Source organism: Actinomycetospora chlora (assembly GCF_039542135.1).
Taxonomy (GTDB): Bacteria; Actinomycetota; Actinomycetes; order Mycobacteriales; family Pseudonocardiaceae; genus Actinomycetospora; species Actinomycetospora chlora.
Genome location: NZ_BAABHO010000060.1, coordinates 1 through 16,908, shown reverse-complemented (window position 1 = coordinate 16,908; position 16,908 = coordinate 1). Strand labels below are relative to the sequence as shown.

19 protein-coding genes are annotated in these 16,908 nt (G+C 76.3%); 11 read left to right on the top strand and 8 right to left on the bottom strand.

Annotated elements, in window-relative coordinates; genetic code table 11:
• Positions 1-17: 17 nt before the first annotated feature.
• On the bottom strand, positions 18-1,340 hold the full coding sequence (locus tag ABD994_RS26640) for a protein kinase domain-containing protein (RefSeq protein ID WP_345422973.1): 1,323 nt from the start codon (positions 1,338-1,340) through the stop codon (positions 18-20).
• A gap of 109 nt (positions 1,341-1,449) precedes the next feature.
• Here ABD994_RS26640 and ABD994_RS26635 point away from each other — a divergent pair, with 109 nt between their 5' ends.
• Positions 1,450-2,121, top strand: coding sequence for an alpha/beta fold hydrolase (locus tag ABD994_RS26635; protein WP_345422970.1), 672 nt, complete (start codon positions 1,450-1,452; stop codon positions 2,119-2,121).
• Positions 2,122-2,173: 52 nt separating this feature from the next.
• Positions 2,174-2,533, top strand: coding sequence for an Rv2175c family DNA-binding protein (locus ABD994_RS26630; RefSeq protein ID WP_345422967.1), 360 nt, complete (start codon positions 2,174-2,176; stop codon positions 2,531-2,533).
• On the opposite strand, the gene ABD994_RS26625 is transcribed toward ABD994_RS26630, so the two are convergent.
• Genes ABD994_RS26625 through ABD994_RS26610 form a run of 4 tightly spaced genes read right to left on the bottom strand, consistent with a single transcriptional unit; the run spans position 2,502 to position 6,457 of the window.
• The gene (locus tag ABD994_RS26625) at positions 2,502-2,840 is read right to left on the bottom strand and encodes a hypothetical protein (RefSeq protein ID WP_345422964.1); all 339 of its coding nucleotides are present in this window, start codon (positions 2,838-2,840) and stop codon (positions 2,502-2,504) included. The two genes, ABD994_RS26630 and ABD994_RS26625, sit on opposite strands and share 32 nt — an antisense overlap.
• Positions 2,837-3,808: a phytoene/squalene synthase family protein gene (locus ABD994_RS26620; protein WP_345422961.1), complete on the bottom strand. Its 972-nt coding sequence runs from the start codon at positions 3,806-3,808 to the stop codon at positions 2,837-2,839. Before ABD994_RS26620 ends, ABD994_RS26625 begins: the two co-directional genes overlap by 4 nt.
• Positions 3,809-3,815: 7 nt before the next feature.
• Positions 3,816-5,315, bottom strand: coding sequence for a phytoene desaturase family protein (crtI, locus tag ABD994_RS26615; protein ID WP_345422958.1), 1,500 nt, complete (start codon positions 5,313-5,315; stop codon positions 3,816-3,818).
• Positions 5,312-6,457, bottom strand: coding sequence for a polyprenyl synthetase family protein (locus ABD994_RS26610; protein ID WP_345422955.1), 1,146 nt, complete (start codon positions 6,455-6,457; stop codon positions 5,312-5,314). The genes crtI and ABD994_RS26610 overlap by 4 nt, the downstream gene beginning before the upstream one ends.
• A gap of 130 nt (positions 6,458-6,587) precedes the next feature.
• Here ABD994_RS26610 and ABD994_RS26605 point away from each other — a divergent pair, with 130 nt between their 5' ends.
• Positions 6,588-7,472: a methylenetetrahydrofolate reductase gene (locus tag ABD994_RS26605; RefSeq protein WP_345422952.1), complete on the top strand. Its 885-nt coding sequence runs from the start codon at positions 6,588-6,590 to the stop codon at positions 7,470-7,472.
• Positions 7,473-7,500: 28 nt separating this feature from the next.
• On the opposite strand, the gene ABD994_RS26600 is transcribed toward ABD994_RS26605, so the two are convergent.
• Positions 7,501-8,229: an LppM family (lipo)protein gene (locus ABD994_RS26600; RefSeq protein ID WP_345422949.1), complete on the bottom strand. Its 729-nt coding sequence runs from the start codon at positions 8,227-8,229 to the stop codon at positions 7,501-7,503.
• Between the two features lie 58 nt (positions 8,230-8,287).
• On the bottom strand, positions 8,288-8,959 hold the full coding sequence (locus ABD994_RS26595; protein ID WP_345422946.1) for a GNAT family N-acetyltransferase: 672 nt from the start codon (positions 8,957-8,959) through the stop codon (positions 8,288-8,290).
• 304 nt (positions 8,960-9,263) lie between these two features.
• Here ABD994_RS26595 and ABD994_RS26590 point away from each other — a divergent pair, with 304 nt between their 5' ends.
• Entirely contained in the window at positions 9,264-9,557 is a 294-nt protein-coding gene (locus ABD994_RS26590; protein WP_345422943.1) for a hypothetical protein, read from the top strand.
• Positions 9,558-9,609: 52 nt separating this feature from the next.
• Positions 9,610-10,200 carry an SAV_6107 family HEPN domain-containing protein gene (locus ABD994_RS26585; protein ID WP_345422940.1) on the top strand — a complete coding sequence of 197 codons (591 nt, stop codon included), beginning with the start codon at positions 9,610-9,612 and terminating at the stop codon, positions 10,198-10,200.
• A 21-nt stretch (positions 10,201-10,221) separates the two neighbouring features.
• Here the strand turns inward: ABD994_RS26585 and ABD994_RS26580 are convergent, their stop codons facing one another.
• Positions 10,222-11,061, bottom strand: coding sequence for a ParA family protein (locus ABD994_RS26580; RefSeq protein ID WP_345422937.1), 840 nt, complete (start codon positions 11,059-11,061; stop codon positions 10,222-10,224).
• A 74-nt stretch (positions 11,062-11,135) separates the two neighbouring features.
• On the opposite strand from ABD994_RS26580, the gene ABD994_RS26575 reads away from it, so the two are divergent.
• The 6 genes from ABD994_RS26575 to ftsL all read left to right on the top strand — a co-directional run bounded on the left by ABD994_RS26575 (position 11,136) and on the right by ftsL (position 16,855).
• Complete coding sequence (locus tag ABD994_RS26575) at positions 11,136-11,888, top strand: class I SAM-dependent methyltransferase (protein WP_345422934.1); 753 nt, start codon at positions 11,136-11,138, stop codon at positions 11,886-11,888.
• A complete protein-coding gene (gene dinB, locus ABD994_RS26570; RefSeq protein ID WP_345423015.1) occupies positions 11,885-13,210 on the top strand; it encodes a DNA polymerase IV in 1,326 nt (441 codons plus the stop codon). The genes ABD994_RS26575 and dinB overlap by 4 nt, the downstream gene beginning before the upstream one ends.
• 134 nt (positions 13,211-13,344) lie before the next feature.
• Positions 13,345-13,740, top strand: a complete 396-nt coding sequence (locus ABD994_RS26565) for a DUF3040 domain-containing protein (protein WP_345422931.1) — start codon at positions 13,345-13,347, stop codon at positions 13,738-13,740.
• 763 nt (positions 13,741-14,503) lie between these two features.
• Positions 14,504-14,935, top strand: coding sequence for a division/cell wall cluster transcriptional repressor MraZ (gene mraZ / locus ABD994_RS26560; RefSeq protein ID WP_345422927.1), 432 nt, complete (start codon positions 14,504-14,506; stop codon positions 14,933-14,935).
• 221 nt (positions 14,936-15,156) lie between these two features.
• Positions 15,157-16,134: a 16S rRNA (cytosine(1402)-N(4))-methyltransferase RsmH gene (gene rsmH, locus ABD994_RS26555; RefSeq protein WP_345422924.1), complete on the top strand. Its 978-nt coding sequence runs from the start codon at positions 15,157-15,159 to the stop codon at positions 16,132-16,134.
• Between the two features lie 31 nt (positions 16,135-16,165).
• On the top strand, positions 16,166-16,855 hold the full coding sequence (gene ftsL, locus ABD994_RS26550; RefSeq protein ID WP_345422921.1) for a cell division protein FtsL: 690 nt from the start codon (positions 16,166-16,168) through the stop codon (positions 16,853-16,855).
• Positions 16,856-16,908 lie beyond the last annotated feature (53 nt).

Here is a 16,908-nt window from a genome sequence, read left to right as displayed (position 1 = left end):
GGGGTCGGCCGCGGGGGTCAGCCGGGGAGGCCGAGCCCCCAGCCCACCGCGCCGGCGACGATCATCGCGACGGCCTCGAGCAGGAGCCAGGCGGCGAGCAGGCGGCGCGAGCGCGACCGGGCGCGGCGGCGCGCGATCTGCTCGATGGCGACGTCGATGTCGTCGACCGGGTCGTCGGGGCCGCGCCGCCGGGACGGCGCCGGGTCGTCCGCGGGCTCGTCCGGCTCCTCGGGGAACCAGCCGTCCTCGGTGTCGTCCCGGTCGTCCGGGTCGTCCCACGCGTCCCACTCGACCTCGTCGTCCTCCGGCGCCGGCCGCGGGGTCGCGCGGGGTGGGGTCGCGCGGGGTGGGGTCGTGCGGGGAGGGGTCGGGGGCCCGGCGTCGAGGTCGAGCAGCCGCGTGCCCCGCAACGGCCGGGCGCCGTCGGCCGCGCTGCGCCGGCGCGGCGGCGGCACGGGGTGGAACGGCAGGTCCGCGTCCATCCGGACGCCCCGGGCGGCCGCGAGGAACGCGTCGGCGTCGGCGAGGCGTGTCTCGGGGTCGCGGCTGGTCGCGGCGAGGACCAGCCGGTCCAGGGCCCGCGGGATGCCGGCGACCACCGCCGACGGCGGCGGCACGTCGACGTGCACGTGACGTCGCGCCACCTCGACGGGATCGTCGCCCCCGTGCGGCGCGACGCCCGTGAGCAGTTCGAACAGCACGATGCCGGTGGCGTAGAGGTCGGTGCGGACGTCGGCGCGGCCGTCGGTGACCTGCTCGGGCGCGAGGTAGGCGACGGTGCCGAGCACGACGTCACCGGTCTCGGGATCGCTGGGGTCGGCGGAGTCGGTCCCGGCCTCCCACGCGGCCGCGACGAGGCCGAAGTCCGCCACCTTGACCGTGCCGTCGACGCCGACCAGCACGTTCTCGGGCTTGACGTCGCGGTGCACGAGCCCGCGGTCGTGCGCGACCCGCAGCGCGGTGACCACCTGCTCGACGACCGTCAGCGCCGTCGCCGGGTGCAGGCGGCCCTGCTCGCGCAGGACGTCGCGCAGCGTCCCGCCCTCCACCAGCTCGAGGACCAGGAAGACGGTGCCGTCGGGGTCCCGGCCCTGGTCGTGCACGGCCACGATCCCGGGGTGCGCGAGCCGCGCCGCGGCCCGCGCCTCGCGCTCGAAGCGGCGCACGAACGCGGGGTCGGCGGCGAGCTCCCGGTCGAGGATCTTGATGGCTACCGGCCGCTCGAGACGCAGGTCGTTGCCCCGGTGCACGACCGACATCCCGCCCCGCGCCAGGACGCCGTCGACGCGGTAGCGCCCCTCCAGCACCGACCCCGTGCGGTGGGCGGTGGGTGCGGCCATGCGCGCGATGCTACGAGCCCGGCGCCGACCTGCGGGGATTCTCGCGATCGCGACGCGCGGCCCCCGACGGGTGACGGTCGCCTCGGTGCCCGCCTCTAGGCTCCGCCGCGTGACGACGTTCCTGCTGGTCCCCGGCGCGGGCGGGGTGGCGTGGTACTGGCACCGGGTGGTCGGGGCCCTGCGCCGCGAGGGCCACGAGGCGATCGCCGTCGACCTGCCGGGCGACGACCCGACCGCCGGGATCCCGCGCTACGCCGACGTCGCGCTGGCAGCGCTCGGCGACCGTCCGGAGCCCGTCGTCGTGGGCCAGTCGCTGGGCGGCCCGACGGCGGTGGAGATCGCCCGGCGGGTGCCCGTCCGCCGGATCGTGCTGGTCAACGCCATGATCCCGGCGGTGGGGGAGGGTCCCGGGCAGTGGTGGACCGCGTCCGGCCACCGGGCGGCCAAGGAGGCCGCGGTGCGCGCCGCCGGGCGGGAGGACGCGGGGTTCGACGAGACGTGGGAGTTCCTCCACGACGTGCCGGCCGACGTCGCCGCGGCCGGCGCCGCGCACCAGCGCGAGCAGTGCGACGGCCCGTTCACCGACGGGTGGGTGCTGCCGTCGTGGCCGGACGTGCCGGTGACGGTGGTGGTCGGCCGCGACGACCGGTTCTTCCCCGGCCACTTCCAGATCCGGCTGGCCCGCGAGCGCGCCGGGGTGGAGCCGGTGGTGCTCCCGGGCGGGCACCTGCTCGCCCTGGCCGACCCGGACGCGCTGGTCCGCGTCCTGGTCGATGCCTGACGCGCGGCATTTCGCGGGTCCGACGGCCGTCTCCCGTGGGACAGTGTCGCCCGTGACCGAGTCCATCGCCGCCGTCGTGGGTCACGACATCGAGGTCGTCACGCTCGCCCAGGTCGCCGAGCACCTCGGCGTGCCCCGCACGCGCGTCAGCCAGATGATCAAGCAGGGCCAGCTGCTCGGGGTCCGCGAGGGCGACCGGTGGCTGGTGCCCGCCGCGTTCCTCGTCCAGGGCGCGGTGGTCAAGGGCCTGCCCGGCACCATCCAGGTCCTGCGCGACGGGGGCTACGCCGACGCCGAGATCCTGCGCTGGCTCTTCGCCGACGACGAGTCGCTGCCCGGCATGCCGATCGACGCGCTGCGCTCCGACCGCGGGCGCGAGGTCAAGCGCCGCGCGCAGGCGATGGCGTTCTGAGGAGCCCGCGGGCGGCGTCGCCGAGCACGCCGTGCGCCCGCAGCGCGGCGACCACCCGCACCGCGCGGCGCGGACCGAGCCGGCGCACGAGCCCGGGGCCGGTGAACGCCCGCACCCGGTCGTCGCCGTCGGTCGGGGTGATCTCGAGCAACGTCGGGGCGTCCCCGGCGACGCCGGCCTCGGCGCACCAGTCGACGACGCGGTAGTCGCGCAGCGGCAGCACCTCGAGACCCGTCCCGGCCACCGCCGCGGCGACCGCGCGGCACCGCGCGCACGACGCCTCGAAGGCGAGGACGAGCTCGGTCACGCAGGGATCGTGTCAGCTCTGCGGACCAGGCGGGTCCCGATCGCGCGGGCGAGGTGCGGCAGCGCGACCGCCGCGCGCCGCCCGTTCCCGACCGCCACCCGACGGCGCAGCACGTCGTAGTCGGCGGCGACGATCTCGTCGAGGATGCCGCCGTAGAGCACGTGCGCGGTGCGCACGCACGGCCGTGACACGGGGTGGAGCAGGGGGATGCCGCGCTCGGCGCGGCGGTAGACCGCCCGTGTGCGGGCCACCAGGTGCGCCATCGCCCGCCGCACCCGCGCGTCGGTGTGGCCGGTGGCCCGCGACCACACCAGCAGGTCGCGGTCGACGCCGAAGGCGGCCAGCTCCTCGCCGGGCAGGTAGACGCGCCCGCGGTCGAGGTCCTCGCCCACGTCGCGCAGGAAGTTGGTCACCTGGAACGCGACGCCGAGGTCCGCCGCGTAGGGAGCGGCCTCCTCGCGGGGGACGACGGTGCCGAGGACGGGCAGCACCTGCAGCCCGATGACCGCGGCCGAGCCGTGGACGTAGCGGGCGAGGTCGTCGAACGTCGGGTAGTCGGTGACGGTGAGGTCCATGGCCATCGAGTCCATGAAGTCCTCGAGGTGGCGGTGCTCGATGCCGTGGCGGGCCACCGTGTCGGCCAGCGCGGCCACCACCGGCTCGCCCTCGTCGACGAGCGTGCGCGGGTCGGTGCCGGCCAGGCCGCGGCGCATCCGGGCGCGGACCTCCTCCAGCCGGCGGGCCACCGCGGCGGGGGAGGCGTCGGCGTCCGGGTCGTCGACGACGTCGTCGGCCATCCGGGCGAACCCGTAGAGCGCGTGGATCGCGGGCCGCTGGGCGGGCGCGAGCAGGCGCGTGGCCAGGAAGTACGTGCGGCCGTGGGCGGCGTTGAGGGCCCGGCACCGCGTGTAGGCGTCGCGCAGGGCGGGGTCGGTGATCCCGGCGGCGTCCAGCTCGGTCGTGCTCACCGCTTGTTCACCCGGTGATCCGCTGCGCCGCGAGCTTGCCCGACACCAGCACCGTCGGGACCCCGACGCCCGGCGTCGTCCCGCACCCGGCGAGCACGACGTTGCCCTCGCCGCGCACGAGGTTGCCCGACCGGAACGGCCCGGTCTGGGCGAAGGTGTGCGCCGCCGAGAACGGGGTGCCGGCGGCGAGCCCGAGCGCGGACCAGTCGGCCGGGGTGATGAGGTGCTCCACCACCGGCTCGCCGAGCTCGATCCCGCGGCCGGCGAGGACCCCGGCCAGCTCGTCGCGGTAGCGCGGCCCGATCCGGGCCCAGTCCAACGGCGCGACGTCGGTGTTCGGGCAGGGCGCCAGCACCGACACGTACTCGTGCCCGGCCGGGGCGAGGGACGGGTCGGTCGCGGTCGGATGGGTGATGAGCAGCGACGGGTCCGACATCAGCCGGCCCTCGGTGATGATCTCGTCGAACGTGCCGGCCCAGGCGTCGCCGAACGAGATGGTGTGGTGGCCGAGGCCGGTGCCCGCCGGCACGCCCGCGTGCCACACGTACGCCGACGGCGACCAGCGCAGCGGTACCGGCCGCCGCGGGGACCGTCCGAGCAGGGCGTGGGCGGCGGGCAGGTCGGTCGACAGGACGACGGCGTCGGCGGGGAGGCGGTCGCCGTCGGCGCCCGGGTCGCCGGTCGGCACGGTGCGGATCGCCCGCACGCGCCCGCCGGAGCGCTCGAGGCCGGTGACGGTGGTGCCGTAGCGGAACTCGGCGCCCGCGTCGGCCGCGGCGTCGGCGAGGGCCTGGGGCAGCGCGCGCACGCCGCCCTTCGGGAACGAGACGCCGGCGATCGTGTCCATGTAGGCGATGACGGCGTAGGCGGCCAGGGCCCGGGCCGGCGGGACCCCCGCGTACAGCGCCTGGAAGGAGAAGATCCGCCGCAGGCGCTCGTCGCCGAGGAAGCTCGCGATCTTCGGGCCGAGCCGGCCGAAGCCGCCCAGCAGCCCCAGCCGTGCGAGCTCGGGGGAGAGGACGTCGAGCGGCGTGTCGAAGTTGGCGTCGATGAACGTCGCCATCTGCACCCGGTAGAGCTCGGTGAGCCAGGCCCGCAGCCGGCGGTAGCCGTCGGCGTCCGCGGCCGAGACCTTCTCCCGGATCTCCTGCTCCATCGCGCCCGGCTCGGTGTGCACGTCGATGGCGCTGCCGTCGGCGAACCGCGCGTGGTAGGCGGGGTGCAGGTCGACCAGCTCGAGGCGGTCACCCAGCTTCTCGCCGACCGCGGCCAGGGCCTCCTCGACGAGCTCCGGCATCGTGATGACCGTCGGCCCGGTGTCGAGGTGGAAGGTCCCGCCGCCGCCGGGCAGGTCGAGGCGCCCGGCGCGGCCGCCCGGGGTGGGGTCGCGCTCGACGACCGTCACGCGGCGTCCGGCGCCGAGCAGGTGCAGCGCGGTGGCGAGCCCGGCGAGGCCCGCGCCCACCACGACGACGTGGTCGGTGGGCGACCGGACGGTGCGGGTCACCGGGCGCGCCGGGTGGCCGCCACGGCCAGGTCCGCGAGCCGGTCGGGCGCGGGGGCAGCCAGCTCCGGGGCCTCGGCGATCGCCGCGAGGGCGGACGCCGTCAGGTCGGCGATGCGCCGCTCGACGTCGTCGACGACGCCGAGCGCGACGAGCGCGTCCCGGGCCGCGGCGACCCCGTCGGCGTCGAGGTCGGGGTTGCCGACCGCGCGCTCGACCACGGCGGCGGTCTCCCGGTCCGGGTGCGCGCGGGACAGCGCGACGAGCAGGGTGAGCTTGCCCTCGCGCAGGTCGTCCCCGGCGGGCTTGCCCGTCACCGTGGGGTCGCCGAAGACGCCGAGGACGTCGTCGCGCAGCTGGAAGGCGATGCCCAGGTCGGTGCCGTAGCGGCGCAGCGCGCGCACCGTCGCGTCGTCGGCCCCCGCGAGCGCGGCGCCGAGGTGCAGCGGGCGCTCGACCGTGTAGGCGGCGGTCTTGTAGCGGCTGATGCGCAGCGCGGTCTCCGGGCTGGAGTCCGAGGCCGCGTGCCCGCGGATGTCGAGGAACTGGCCGCCGAGCACCTCGGTGCGCATCGCCTGCCACACCGGGCGGGCCCGCGCGAGGGCGGCGGGGTCGACGCCGGACTCGTGGAGCATGTCGTCGGACCACGCCAGCGCGATGTCGCCCAGCAGGATCGCCACGGCGGCGCCGAAGCGGGCGGGGTCGCCCGCCCAGGCCGCGTCCGTGTGGCGGCGGGTCCAGCGGGTGTGCACGGTCGGTGACCCGCGGCGGGTGGCCGAGTCGTCGATGAGGTCGTCGTGGACGAGCGCGCAGCCCTGGATCAGCTCGAGCGCGCTCACCGCGCGCAGCACCGCGGACGGGTCGTCCCGGCCGCCGGCGGCGCGCCAGCCCCACCACGCGAACGTCGGGCGCAGGCGCTTGCCGCCGTCGAGCACGAAGCGGGTGAGGTCGTCGGTGGCGTCGGCGAACTCCTCACCCACCTCGACGGCACCCGGACGGCGCCCGTGCAGGTAGTCCGCGAGCGCGGCCGTCACGGCACCGGGGAGGTCGTGCTCGAGGGCCTCGAGCTCGTCCGGACCCCCGGCCTCGCCGAAGGGGTCGTGCGGTCCGCTGCCGACCGTCGTCGACGTTCCGCCGACCGTCATACGCGCTCTTCCCTCCCGGTGGGATGCCCTGCCGGACCGAGGGTAGGTGCGGACGGCGGAACCGGCTGATCGGGCGGTCCCGGTCACAACGGACCTCCGCACGGACGCCGTGTCACCGTAGGGTCGTCGGATGGCTACTGTGACGGAGCGCATCCAGCGCGGGGTGCCCACGTTCTCGGCCGAGTTCTTCCCGCCCAAGGACGACGAGGGCGAGGCGACGCTCTGGCGGACCATCCGTGAGCTCGAGCCGCTCGATCCGGCCTTCGTCTCGGTCACCTACGGGGCGGGCGGCTCCAGCCGCGACCGCACGATCCGGACCACCGGGCGCATCGCCACCGACACCACGCTGACGGCGATGGCCCACCTCACGGCCGTGGACGCGTCGCTCGACGACCTGCGGCAGGTGATCGGCTCCTACGCCGCGGCGGGCATCAGCAACGTGCTCGCGATCCGCGGCGACCCTCCCGGTGACAAGGACGCCGACTGGGTGCCGCACCCCGCCGGGCTGAGCTACACCGAGGAGCTGGTGCACATGGTGCGCCGCCTCGGCGGGTTCTGCGTCGGCGTGGCCGCGTTCCCGTACCTGCACCCGCGGAGCGAGGACGAGGACTCCGACACCCGGTTCTTCCTCCAGAAGGTGAAGGCCGGCGCGGAGTTCGCGATCACCCAGATGTTCTACGACGCCGACCAGTTCCTCCGGATGCGCGACCGCATCGCGGCGGCCGGCTGCGAGATCCCGATCATGCCGGGACTGATGCCGGTGACGACGCCGAAGTCCGCCGAGCGCGGGGCGGACTTCTCCGGCGCGCCCCTGCCCGCGGTGATGTCCGAGCGTCTCGACCCGCTGGTCGACGACAAGGACGGCTACCGCGAGGCGGGCATCGACCTGTGCGTGGAGCTCTCGCAGCGGATGTTCGACGAGGGCGTCGGCAACATCCACTACATCAGCATGAACCGCTCGCCGGCCGTGGTGGAGGTCGTGCGGCGGCTCGGTCTGGTGCCCTCCTCGGGCTGACCTGCCCCCGCCGCTGGGCCGTCCAGGCCTAGCGGCGGGCGCGGGTGCGCAGCTGCGTGCGCGAGGACATCGCGAGCACCACCACGATCGCCACCGCCACGGCGACCACCGCGAGCAGCAGCAGCGCCCACAGGATCCACGACGGCGCGTGCGGGTCCGGGTACTCGACCACCGCGTTGACGTCGGTGACCGTGCCGGGCTGGAACGTCCAGCTGATGACGCCGTTGGTCGCCGTGCCGTCGGTCTGGCGGACGGTGCCCGGGAACGCCATCTTGAGCTGGACGTCCGAGCTCTCCGGCGTCACCCGCGTGAGGTCGACCTGCCCGGAGACCACCACGCGGTCGCCCGCCCGGCGCAGCTGTACCCGGATCGCCTGCTGGCTCGCCGGGCTGATGGCCGGCAGCACGCGGGTCACGTCGTCGAACGTGAGGTCCTCGAAGCGCAGCCGCGAGCCGATGTACCCGTCCTGCTCGTAGCGCTCGACCGCGACGTCGCCGCTGAGGTCCTCGGGCACCGTCAGCGGCGGGCCCTGGCCGTTCGGCGCCCCGTCCGGGGTCGCGACGTCGACGACGCCGGACACGCGGTCCTCGGGCGAGACCGCCAGGCCGGCCCGGACCCGTACGCACCCGGCGCCGAGTACCCCGACCAGCGCGAGCAGCACCGCGAGCAGGACGAGCGAGCGGCGCCCGCCGCGACGTCGCGTCGCGCGGGCGGCGGGGGTGGGCTCGTGGGTCGGTGGGGGAGCGCTCGCGGGCACCCCGGCATGGTGCCAGGCGTCCCCGACGGCGGCGGTCGGGCGGCGCCGGGGCGCGCCGTCAGGCCCGGTGGCGGGGCCCACCGGCCCGGCCCGGCCCGGAGGCGGGCGGGGGGTCGGCGACGAGGTCGCCCGGGGGCGGCGGCGCCGTGCCCGGCGGGTCGAGCGGGAGCGCCCGCCCGAGCACGGCGAACGGCCGCGGGTCGCTGGTGAAGCGGTGGTGGCGCAGGACGTCGCGGAAGCCGAGGCGGCGGTAGAGCGACCAGGCCCGGTTCGGGTCGTCGGCCTCGGGCGTCGAGAGCAGGACGTGGCGGCTCGTCGGGTGCACCAGCAGCCGCCGGGCCAGGGCCTCGCCGACCCCGCCGCCCTGGACGTCCGGCCGCACGTGCAGCTCGGTGAGCTCGAAGTAGTCACCGAGGACGGCGTCGGCGAGGGCGCGGCCCGCGTCGCCCCGGGCGAGCAGCCCGCGCCGGACCTCCTCGAACCACCACTGGCCGCGCGCCCCCGGGTAGCCGTAGGCGACGCCCCACAGCGACCGGTCGGGGCCGAACGCCCCCACGGCGTGCCACCCCTGGCGGCGCGAGTGCTCGGCCCACATGGGGCGGCGCTGGCGGACCGTCCCGGGCGGGTAGGCCATCGCGTCCACGTAGACGCCCAGCGCCTCGTCGAGCCGGGCCGCGAGGTCCTCGCGGCTCAGGTCGACGACGGAGACGCGCGCGGGCGCGGCGGTCACCGTCCTGCTCCCGCGCGGGGTGAGGGGGAGACGGGCACACGCCCATCTCACCACGCCACGCACCCGGGTCCACCCTCTCGGCGTCACCTCATCGACGGTCGCGCCGTCGCCCGCCCGGCCGACTTGACGACCCCGATCCGAACGGGTTCACTGGACCGCATCGAACACATGTTCGATCGACTCGGACGGCGGGGCGGGGGAAGCGCCCCGCCGTCCGGGACAGCCGCCGGCTCCCCACGGTGGCAGGCCCCCGCTCGGCCCCAGCCACGGGCCGAGGAGCACGAGCCGCCGTGGAGGACGCATCGTGGTTCGCAGTCCCTCGCCGGTCCAGGTCCGCTGTGCGGACGGCGACCCCGTCGAGTTCCATCGCCGCCCCAACCGGCGCGACAGTCACTACCTGGTCACCGAGGTGCAGGAACGCTGGATCGAGGAGTCCCGGTGGCCGTTCCTCTCGGCCATGCCCGTCGGGGGCGACCGGTGCCGCTGCTGGCGCGTGCTCGCGCAGCGCACCGACGAGCCGCACCTGCCGCCGGGCGAGTTCGTCCTGCGCATGCGCTCGGGTCCCGGTGTGTGGGACCTGCGCTGGGCCGGGGTCTGACCCGGCCCGCCCTCGTCCGCCCCTGCCCGACCCCCCGCTGCGAGGAGTCACCGTGACCAGCGCTCTCGTCCTGCCCGGCCTGTTCGACACCACCCCGACCGACGCCGGCCACCCCCCGGTCGGCGTGCCGGACGGGTCCTCGGGCGGGCGGCACCCCGCGCCGCCCGCCGGGGACCCGGCCGTCCCGACCGTGTCCTCCGCCCCGGCGCCGCGGGGCAACACACCGCGCGGGGCGCGGACCGAGCCGGCGCCGGCCCCTCCGTCGCCGCCCCCGTCGCGCACGGTGGTGCAGCTGCTCGGTGCGGCCCGCGACGAGCTGCGCGCGGCGCAGGCCGAGGGCGACCCGGCCGAGCGCTTCCGCTCCGCGCACCTCGGGGCGCTGCGGGCCGCCGCGGCCGTGCTCGCCCTGCGGGCCCGGGCCCGCCGGTCGTCCCGCCCCACCGACGCCTGGACGCTGCTGGCGTCCGTCGCGCCGGAGTACGGCGAGTGGGCGGCGTTCTTCTCCGCGCACTCGGCCACGCGCTCGGCGGTCGAGGCCGGCGTGCGGGGGCGGGTGTCCCAGCGCGACGCGGACGACATGGTGCGCCAGGCGGACCTGTTCCTGGCCCTGGTCACCCGCACGGTGGCCGGCCGGACGCGCTGAGGCGTCCGTCGGCGACCGAGGTCAGGCGTCCGGCACGTGGCGGGCGCGGGCGCGCGGCGAGCGCTTCGAGCGCGACCGCACGATCCGCCCCAGCAGGGCGTCGAACTGGCTGGCGATCTCCCGCGCGCCGGGGGTGTCCCAGCGCTGGATCGGCACCCCGGCGCCCTGGGCTTGCTGCACCGCGCTGCGGTCGGGCAGCACCCCCGAGAGCACGAGCGGGCCGAAGAGCTCGCGCAGCTCGCCGACGCGGAACTCGTGCTCGGACGAGCGTGAGCGGTACTTGTTCACCAGCACGCCGAGGGGCTGGAGGTCCGGGTTGTGCTCGCGCTCGGCCTGCACCGCCTCGAACGCCCGCTGCACGCCGGACACCGCGAAGATCGTCGGCTCGGTGACGAGCACGGCGCGGTCCACCGCGACCAGGGCGGAGCGGGTGAGCTGGCCCAGCGAGGGCGGGCAGTCGATGAGCACGAGGTCGTACTCGGCGATGCCGGTCTCGGAGACGCCCTGCCCGTCCTGCGGGAGGGCGGCGAGCAGGCGCGCGAGACGTCCGAGGCGCTGCGAGTTCGGGTCGGGGTGGTTGTGGCGCTCCACGTCCTCGGACCCCACGAGGACGTCGACGTCCTCGCCCCACGAGCTCGGCGCGATCGACGAGGCCAGCACGGCCGCCGACGGGCGCTCCATCGCCTGCGCGATGGTGGTCTCGGTGGCTTCGGGCTCGAGGGCCGTGGTCGCGTTGCCCTGGGGGTCGAGGTCGACCACCAGGGTCCGCAGGCCGGCCCGCAGGGCGGACCCGGCCAGACCCAGGACGACCGTCGTCTTCCCGACGCCACCCTTGAGGCTCAGGACCGCCGTGACGTGCACGGGGGGAACGTACCGGCCGGACGCGGCACCTGCCGGTGCGCCCGCTCACGCGTCACACGTTCTACGGTGTCGCCGTGAGTCGCGCCGCGTCGTTCGCCCCGGTCGACGTGGTCGCGCGCACGCTGCGCGTGGAGCTGACCGCCGCACGGTCCCGTCGCGGCGGCGCGGCGCCCCGGGTCCTCGACGTGGGCGGCGGGAGCGGCACCTGGGCGGTGCCGCTCGCCGCCGACGGCTGCGACGTCACCGTGGTCGACTCGAGCGCCAACGCCCTGGCCGTGCTGCGCAGCCGTGCCCGCGACGCCGGGGTGGACGCCGGGGTGCACGCGATCCAGGGCGACGTCGACGCGCTGGTCGACGCCGTCGGGGCCGCCGACGCCGACCTGGTGCTCGGTCACGGCCTGCTCGAGTACGTCGACGACCCCGCCGAGGCGTGCCGGGCGCTCGCCGCGGCCACCGCCCCGGGCGGCGCGGTGTCGCTGCTCGTCGCCGGCCGGTTCGCCGCCGTGCTCTCCCGCGTGGTGGCCGGGCGGCTCGCCGAGGCGCGCCAGGTGCTGGTCGACCCGGCCGGCCGCTGGGGGCCGGACGACCCGCTGCGCCGGCGCATGGACGTCGAGGAGATCCGCACCATGGTCGAGGCCGGCGGCCGGCTCGCCGTCGAGCGGGTGCAGGGCCACCGGGTGCTGGCCGACCTCGTGCCCGACGGCGTGCTCGAGCCGGGCGGTGCGGGTGGCGACCCTCTGGCCGAGCTCGAGGACATCGCCGCGGGCACGCCGCCGCTGCGCGACATGGCCTCGCGGCTGCACGTCCTCGCCCGGCGGCCGAGCTGAGCCGGGACCTCCCCCCGCCGGTCGCGCGCGACGCGACCGGCGACGACACCGGATGCAGTGTCCTCCACGTCGACATGGACGCCTTCTACGCCGCGGTCGAGCTGCGGTCGCGGCCCGAGCTGCGTGGCCGCCCGGTGATCGTCGGCGGGGGCCCGGAGCGCGGGGTCGTGCTCTCGGCCAGCTACGAGGCGCGCGAGTACGGCGTGCGCTCGGCGATGCCGTCGGCGCGAGCCCACCGCCTCTGCCCGCAGGCCGTCTTCCTGCGGCCCGACTTCTCCACGTACGCCGAGGTCTCCCGCGGGGTCATGGCGGTGTTCCGGGCGGTGACCCCGCTCGTGCAGCCGCTCAGCCTCGACGAGGCCTTCCTCGACGTGTCCGGGGCGCTGCGCCGGCTGGGCACCACGCCGCTCGGCGTCGCTGCCGCGATCCGCGAGGAGGTCGCGGCCACGCAGGGGATCACGTGCTCGGTCGGGGTGGCGTCGACGATGTTCGTGGCCAAGCTGGCCTCGCGCGTCGCCAAGCCCGACGGGGTGCACCTCGTCCCGGCCGACGGCGTCCGCGCGTTCCTCGACCCGCTCCCGGTCGGCGCGCTGTGGGGTGTGGGGGAGCGGACCGCGGAGGTGCTCGGCCGCCACGGCATCACCACCGTCGCCGACGTCGCCGCGGCCGGGATGACCACGATGCGCCGCGCGGTCGGTGACGCCCACGCCGCCCACCTGGTCGCGCTCGCCCACGGCGTCGACGAGCGCCGCGTCGACCCGCACGGCCGCGAGAAGTCCGCCGGCGCCGAGGAGACGTTCGCCCGCGACCTCGTCGACCCGGCGGTGCGGCGCCGCGAGCTCCTGCGGCTGGCCGACCGCGCGGCCCGGATGCTGCGCCACCGCGGGGTGCGCGCCCGGACCGTCGCGCTCAAGGTCCGCTTCGACGACTTCACGACGATCACGCGCAGCCGGACCCTGCCGGCGCCGACCGATCTCGCGCGGGATCTGCACGCCACCGCCGTCGATCTCCACGACGCGCTCGGCGACATCGCGCCCGTCCGCCTGCTCGGCGTGCGCGGCGAGGGCCTGGTCCCGGCCGACCGCGCGCCCGAACAGATCGTGCTCGGCGAGCCCGAGCACGGGTGGTCCGACGCGGAGCGCGCCGCTGACCAGGCGCGATCGCGGTTCGGTGTGGCGGCCGTCCGCCCGGCGAGCCTGCTCGGCGACGCCGATCCCTCCCGGGCGCGCTCGCCGGTCGAGGCTGCGGATCCCGGGCGTCGTCGTCACCCACCGCAGCCGGGCGTGTCCCGAGCGGGGTCGGTACCGGAGCCGAACGGATGATCGAGAGCACGACACGCCGGTCCGGGTAGTGGGAGTGCCGACGGACTCGTACGATGGTGCCCGGGACATCAGGACGATGCCCGCCAGACCTCCCGAGGTCGGGCGAATTTCCTTTCCGGTGCCGGAGGATGAACATGCCGCTCTCCGAGCACGAGCAGCGTCTGCTCGAGCAGATCGAGCGCGCGCTCTACGACGAGGACCCCAAGTTCGCGTCGACCGTGCGCGGAGGCAAGCTCCGACGTCCGTCGCGTCGGCGCCGCATCCAGGGCATCGCCCTGTTCCTGGTCGGCATCGTGGCGCTGGTCCTCGGCGTCGTGATCTTCCAGACCTCCGTCCCCGGGATCATCGTCAGCGTCCTCGGGTTCCTCGCGATGTTCGGCGGCGCCGTCCTCGCGATCACGTCCTTCGGGGCGCGCAAGAAGGAGGCCGCCGCCGAGGGCGCCGCCGCCGGCGCGGCCACCGAGAAGGAGCGCAGCCGCTTCACCTCCCGCATGGAGGAGCGCTTCCGCCGCCGCTTCGAGCAGGAGTAGCGCCGACACGATCACCCGACGCGCCGTCGACCCACACGGGTCGGCGGCGCGTCGTCGTTCCCGGCCCCGGTTCCGAGCGAGGGGCACCCTCGCTCGGATAGACGGGCGAGGGGCGCCCCCCACCCAGGACGCCCGCGCCGAACGGCACGGTTCGCATGATCGTCGGCGCAGGCGGCCTGCCGAACGTGCTTCTCGCCCGGCCGGTGCCCGTGGCGTCCGCCCACCCCATCGCGCCCCACGCCGAGGAACGAACGGGGACTTCGCGCGCGTAGAAGCAGCGAACGGGCCGTTCGCTGCCACGCGAGGTGTCGGGGCGGCCCCACCCCGCCCCACCAGACGCCCCACCCGGCCCCACCACGTCGCCCCACCACGTCGCCCCACCCGGAAATGAACGGGGAGTTCGCGCCCCTAGAAGCAGCGAACGGGCCGTTCGCTGCCACCGAGAGGCACGGGGCGTCCCACCCCACCGCGCCCCACCGGCCGGGCCGGGCGCCCCCCACCACGCCCCACCGGGCGCCCCCGGGACCGGGATCGGCCTGCTCCGGGGCGTTCGAGCGGCGTGTCGGCGCGCTCCGGAGGGGTCGGGAGGTCATGGTCACCCACCGGCCCCCCACACGTCCCCCACCTCTCCCCACCGCGCCTGACCAGGCACGACTCCCTCGATCGGGGATCACGACGCGCGCGTGGTGGTTTGTCGGTGGGGAGTGGTGGGGTATGGTGGTGAGCAGTGGGGCGGCAGGGACCTCACCGGGGAGGTGGGGCCGTGTTCCTCGGCACCCACACCCCGAGATTGGACGACAAGGGCAGGTTGACCCTGCCCGCCAAGTTCCGTGACGAGCTCGCAGGGGGGTTGATGATCACGAAGGGTCAGGACCACTGCCTCTACGTGTTCCCCCGCGACGAGTTCGAGCAGATGGCCCGCAAGGTGGCCGAGGCGCCGTTCACCGACGAGCGGGTGCGCGCGTACCAGCGCTACCTGTTCGCCGGCACCGACGAGCAGCGTCCGGACTCCCAGGGCCGCATCCCGATCACGGCCGAGCTGCGGCGCTACGCCGGGCTCGACCGGGAGTGCACCGTCATCGGGGCGGTCAGCCGCCTCGAGATCTGGGACACCGCGGCCTGGGCCCGCTACCAGGACGAGCACGAGGCCGACTACGCCCAGGCCCAGCAGGAAGTGCTGCCGGGCGTCTTCTGACGCCGACCGCACCGACGACAAGCGAACACACGGCGCCCGACGCGGGGCGCCACGGTCCGGTGCCGTGAGGCCCCGGTCCGGAGGGCGACGGCCCTGGCGCACCTTCCCCGGCGCCAGGTCCGTCGATCTCCGGGCCGGGACGTGACGGCACCGGGCCTCGAGGACACGCACGGACGCGGCGGGCACCGGGCCCGCGGGTCACGAGTCGGTGAGGGGGTCGGGTGGACGAGCAGCAGGCGGGCGGTCCCGTCGACCAGCCCCACGTCCCCGTCCTGCTGCAGCGCATCCTCGACCTCTTCGAGCCTGCCCTGGCCGACCGCGACGCGGTGCTCGTCGACGCCACCCTGGGGGCCGCCGGCCACTCCGCCGCGCTCCTTTCTCAGCACTCGAGACTCACTCTTGTGGGTGTTGATAGAGACGAGTCGGCGCTGCGGCTTGCCCGAACGCGTCTCGCGCCCTACGCCGATCGGACCCACCTCGTCCAGGCCGTCTTCGACGCGCTGCCCGACGTCCTCGACGACCTCGGGTACGACGCGGTGCAGGGCGTGCTGTTCGACCTCGGCGTCTCGTCGATGCAGCTCGACGAGACCGACCGCGGCTTCTCCTACGCCCGCGATGCGCCCCTGGACATGCGCATGGACCCGTCGACGGGCCCGACCGCGGCGGACGTCCTCAACACCTACGCCCCGGGCGACCTCGTCCGGGTGCTCCACGACTACGGCGAGGAGCGCGCGGCCCGACGCATCGTCGAGGCCGTCGTGCGGGCCCGGCGGCGGGCTCCGTTGCGCACCAGCGCGGAGCTCGTCGCCCTCCTCGAGCAGGCGATCCCCGCCGCGGCCCGCCGCACCGGCGGCCACCCGGCCAAGCGCACGTTCCAGGCGCTGCGGGTGGAGGTCAACGGCGAGCTGGACGCGGTGGCCGCCGCGGTGCCGGCCGCGGTGGACGCCCTCGCGGTCGGCGGGCGGGTGGTCGTCATGTCGTACCAGTCCCTCGAGGACCGGATCGTCAAGCGCGTGCTGGCCGAGCACACCCGCTCGAAGGCGCCGCCGGACATGCCGGTCGTCCGCCCCGAGGACGAGCCCGACCTGCGCCTGCTCACCCGCGGCGCGGAGAAGGCGAGCGAGGACGAGATCGCCGCGAACCCCCGGGCGGCGTCGGTGCGGCTGCGGGCCGCGGAGCGAGTGCGGAGTGCGGCATGAAGCGAAGCGGAACTGACGCGGAGGGTCGAGCATGAGCACCGCGACGCTGTCCGGTCCCCGGACCACCTCTCGGACCACCTCACGGACCGACACCCGCCGGACGCCGGCCCCCGCGCGGCGGACGACGTCGACCGCCCGCCCCGCGCCCCGGACGGCGACCCCCACCGCGGACCCCAAGGCCGGGACCGCGCCGTTCGTGCTGCTCATCATGGTGCTGCTCACCGGTGGCCTGGTGGCGACGCTGTGGCTCTCCACCGCCGCGGCCGCCGACTCCTACCGGCTCGACGAGGCCCGGCAGGTCGCCCGCGACCTCTCCGAGCAGAGCGAGCGGCTGCACCGGGACGTCGAGGCCGCGCAGTCGGCCCCCGCGCTGGCCGCCGCGGCGCGGGCTCAGGGGATGGTGCCGGCCGGCGAGCCGGCGGTCCTGCTGGTCCACCCCGACGGGTCGTCCCAGGTGATCGGCGACCCGCGGCCCGCCCAGGCGGTCGCGCCGCCGGCCGCGCCGACGCCCGCCCCGGTCGTGCCGCCCCAGCAGCAGACCCCGCAGACCCCGCAGCAGCCCGGCGCCCAGGCGGCCACCGACGGGCAGCCCGCCCCCGCACCGGCCGGGGCGGCGTCCGCGGAGGACCGGCTGGTCGCCGTCCCCGACGGTGAGCAGCAGCCCGGTCAGCAGACCCAGCAGGACCTCGACACCGGCGCGACCCTCCCGGCCGGGCAGTGATGGCCCGCGGCGCGGCGACGCTGAGCCGGCCGCCGGCCCGCGGCCCGGGCGGG

Bases quoted from the DNA above. Each gene is read 5' to 3' on its own strand.
- ABD994_RS26610 (WP_345422955.1), bottom strand. From the start codon at position 6,457: ATGACGGTCGGCGGAACGTCGACGACGGTCGGCAGCGGACCGCACGAC.
- ABD994_RS26565 (WP_345422931.1), top strand. From the start codon at position 13,345: ATGCCGCTCTCCGAGCACGAGCAGCGTCTGCTCGAGCAGATCGAGCGC.
- ABD994_RS26605 (WP_345422952.1), top strand. From the start codon at position 6,588: ATGGCTACTGTGACGGAGCGCATCCAGCGCGGGGTGCCCACGTTCTCG.
- ABD994_RS26640 (WP_345422973.1), bottom strand. From the start codon at position 1,340: ATGGCCGCACCCACCGCCCACCGCACGGGGTCGGTGCTGGAGGGGCGC.
- ftsL (WP_345422921.1), top strand. From the start codon at position 16,166: ATGAGCACCGCGACGCTGTCCGGTCCCCGGACCACCTCTCGGACCACC.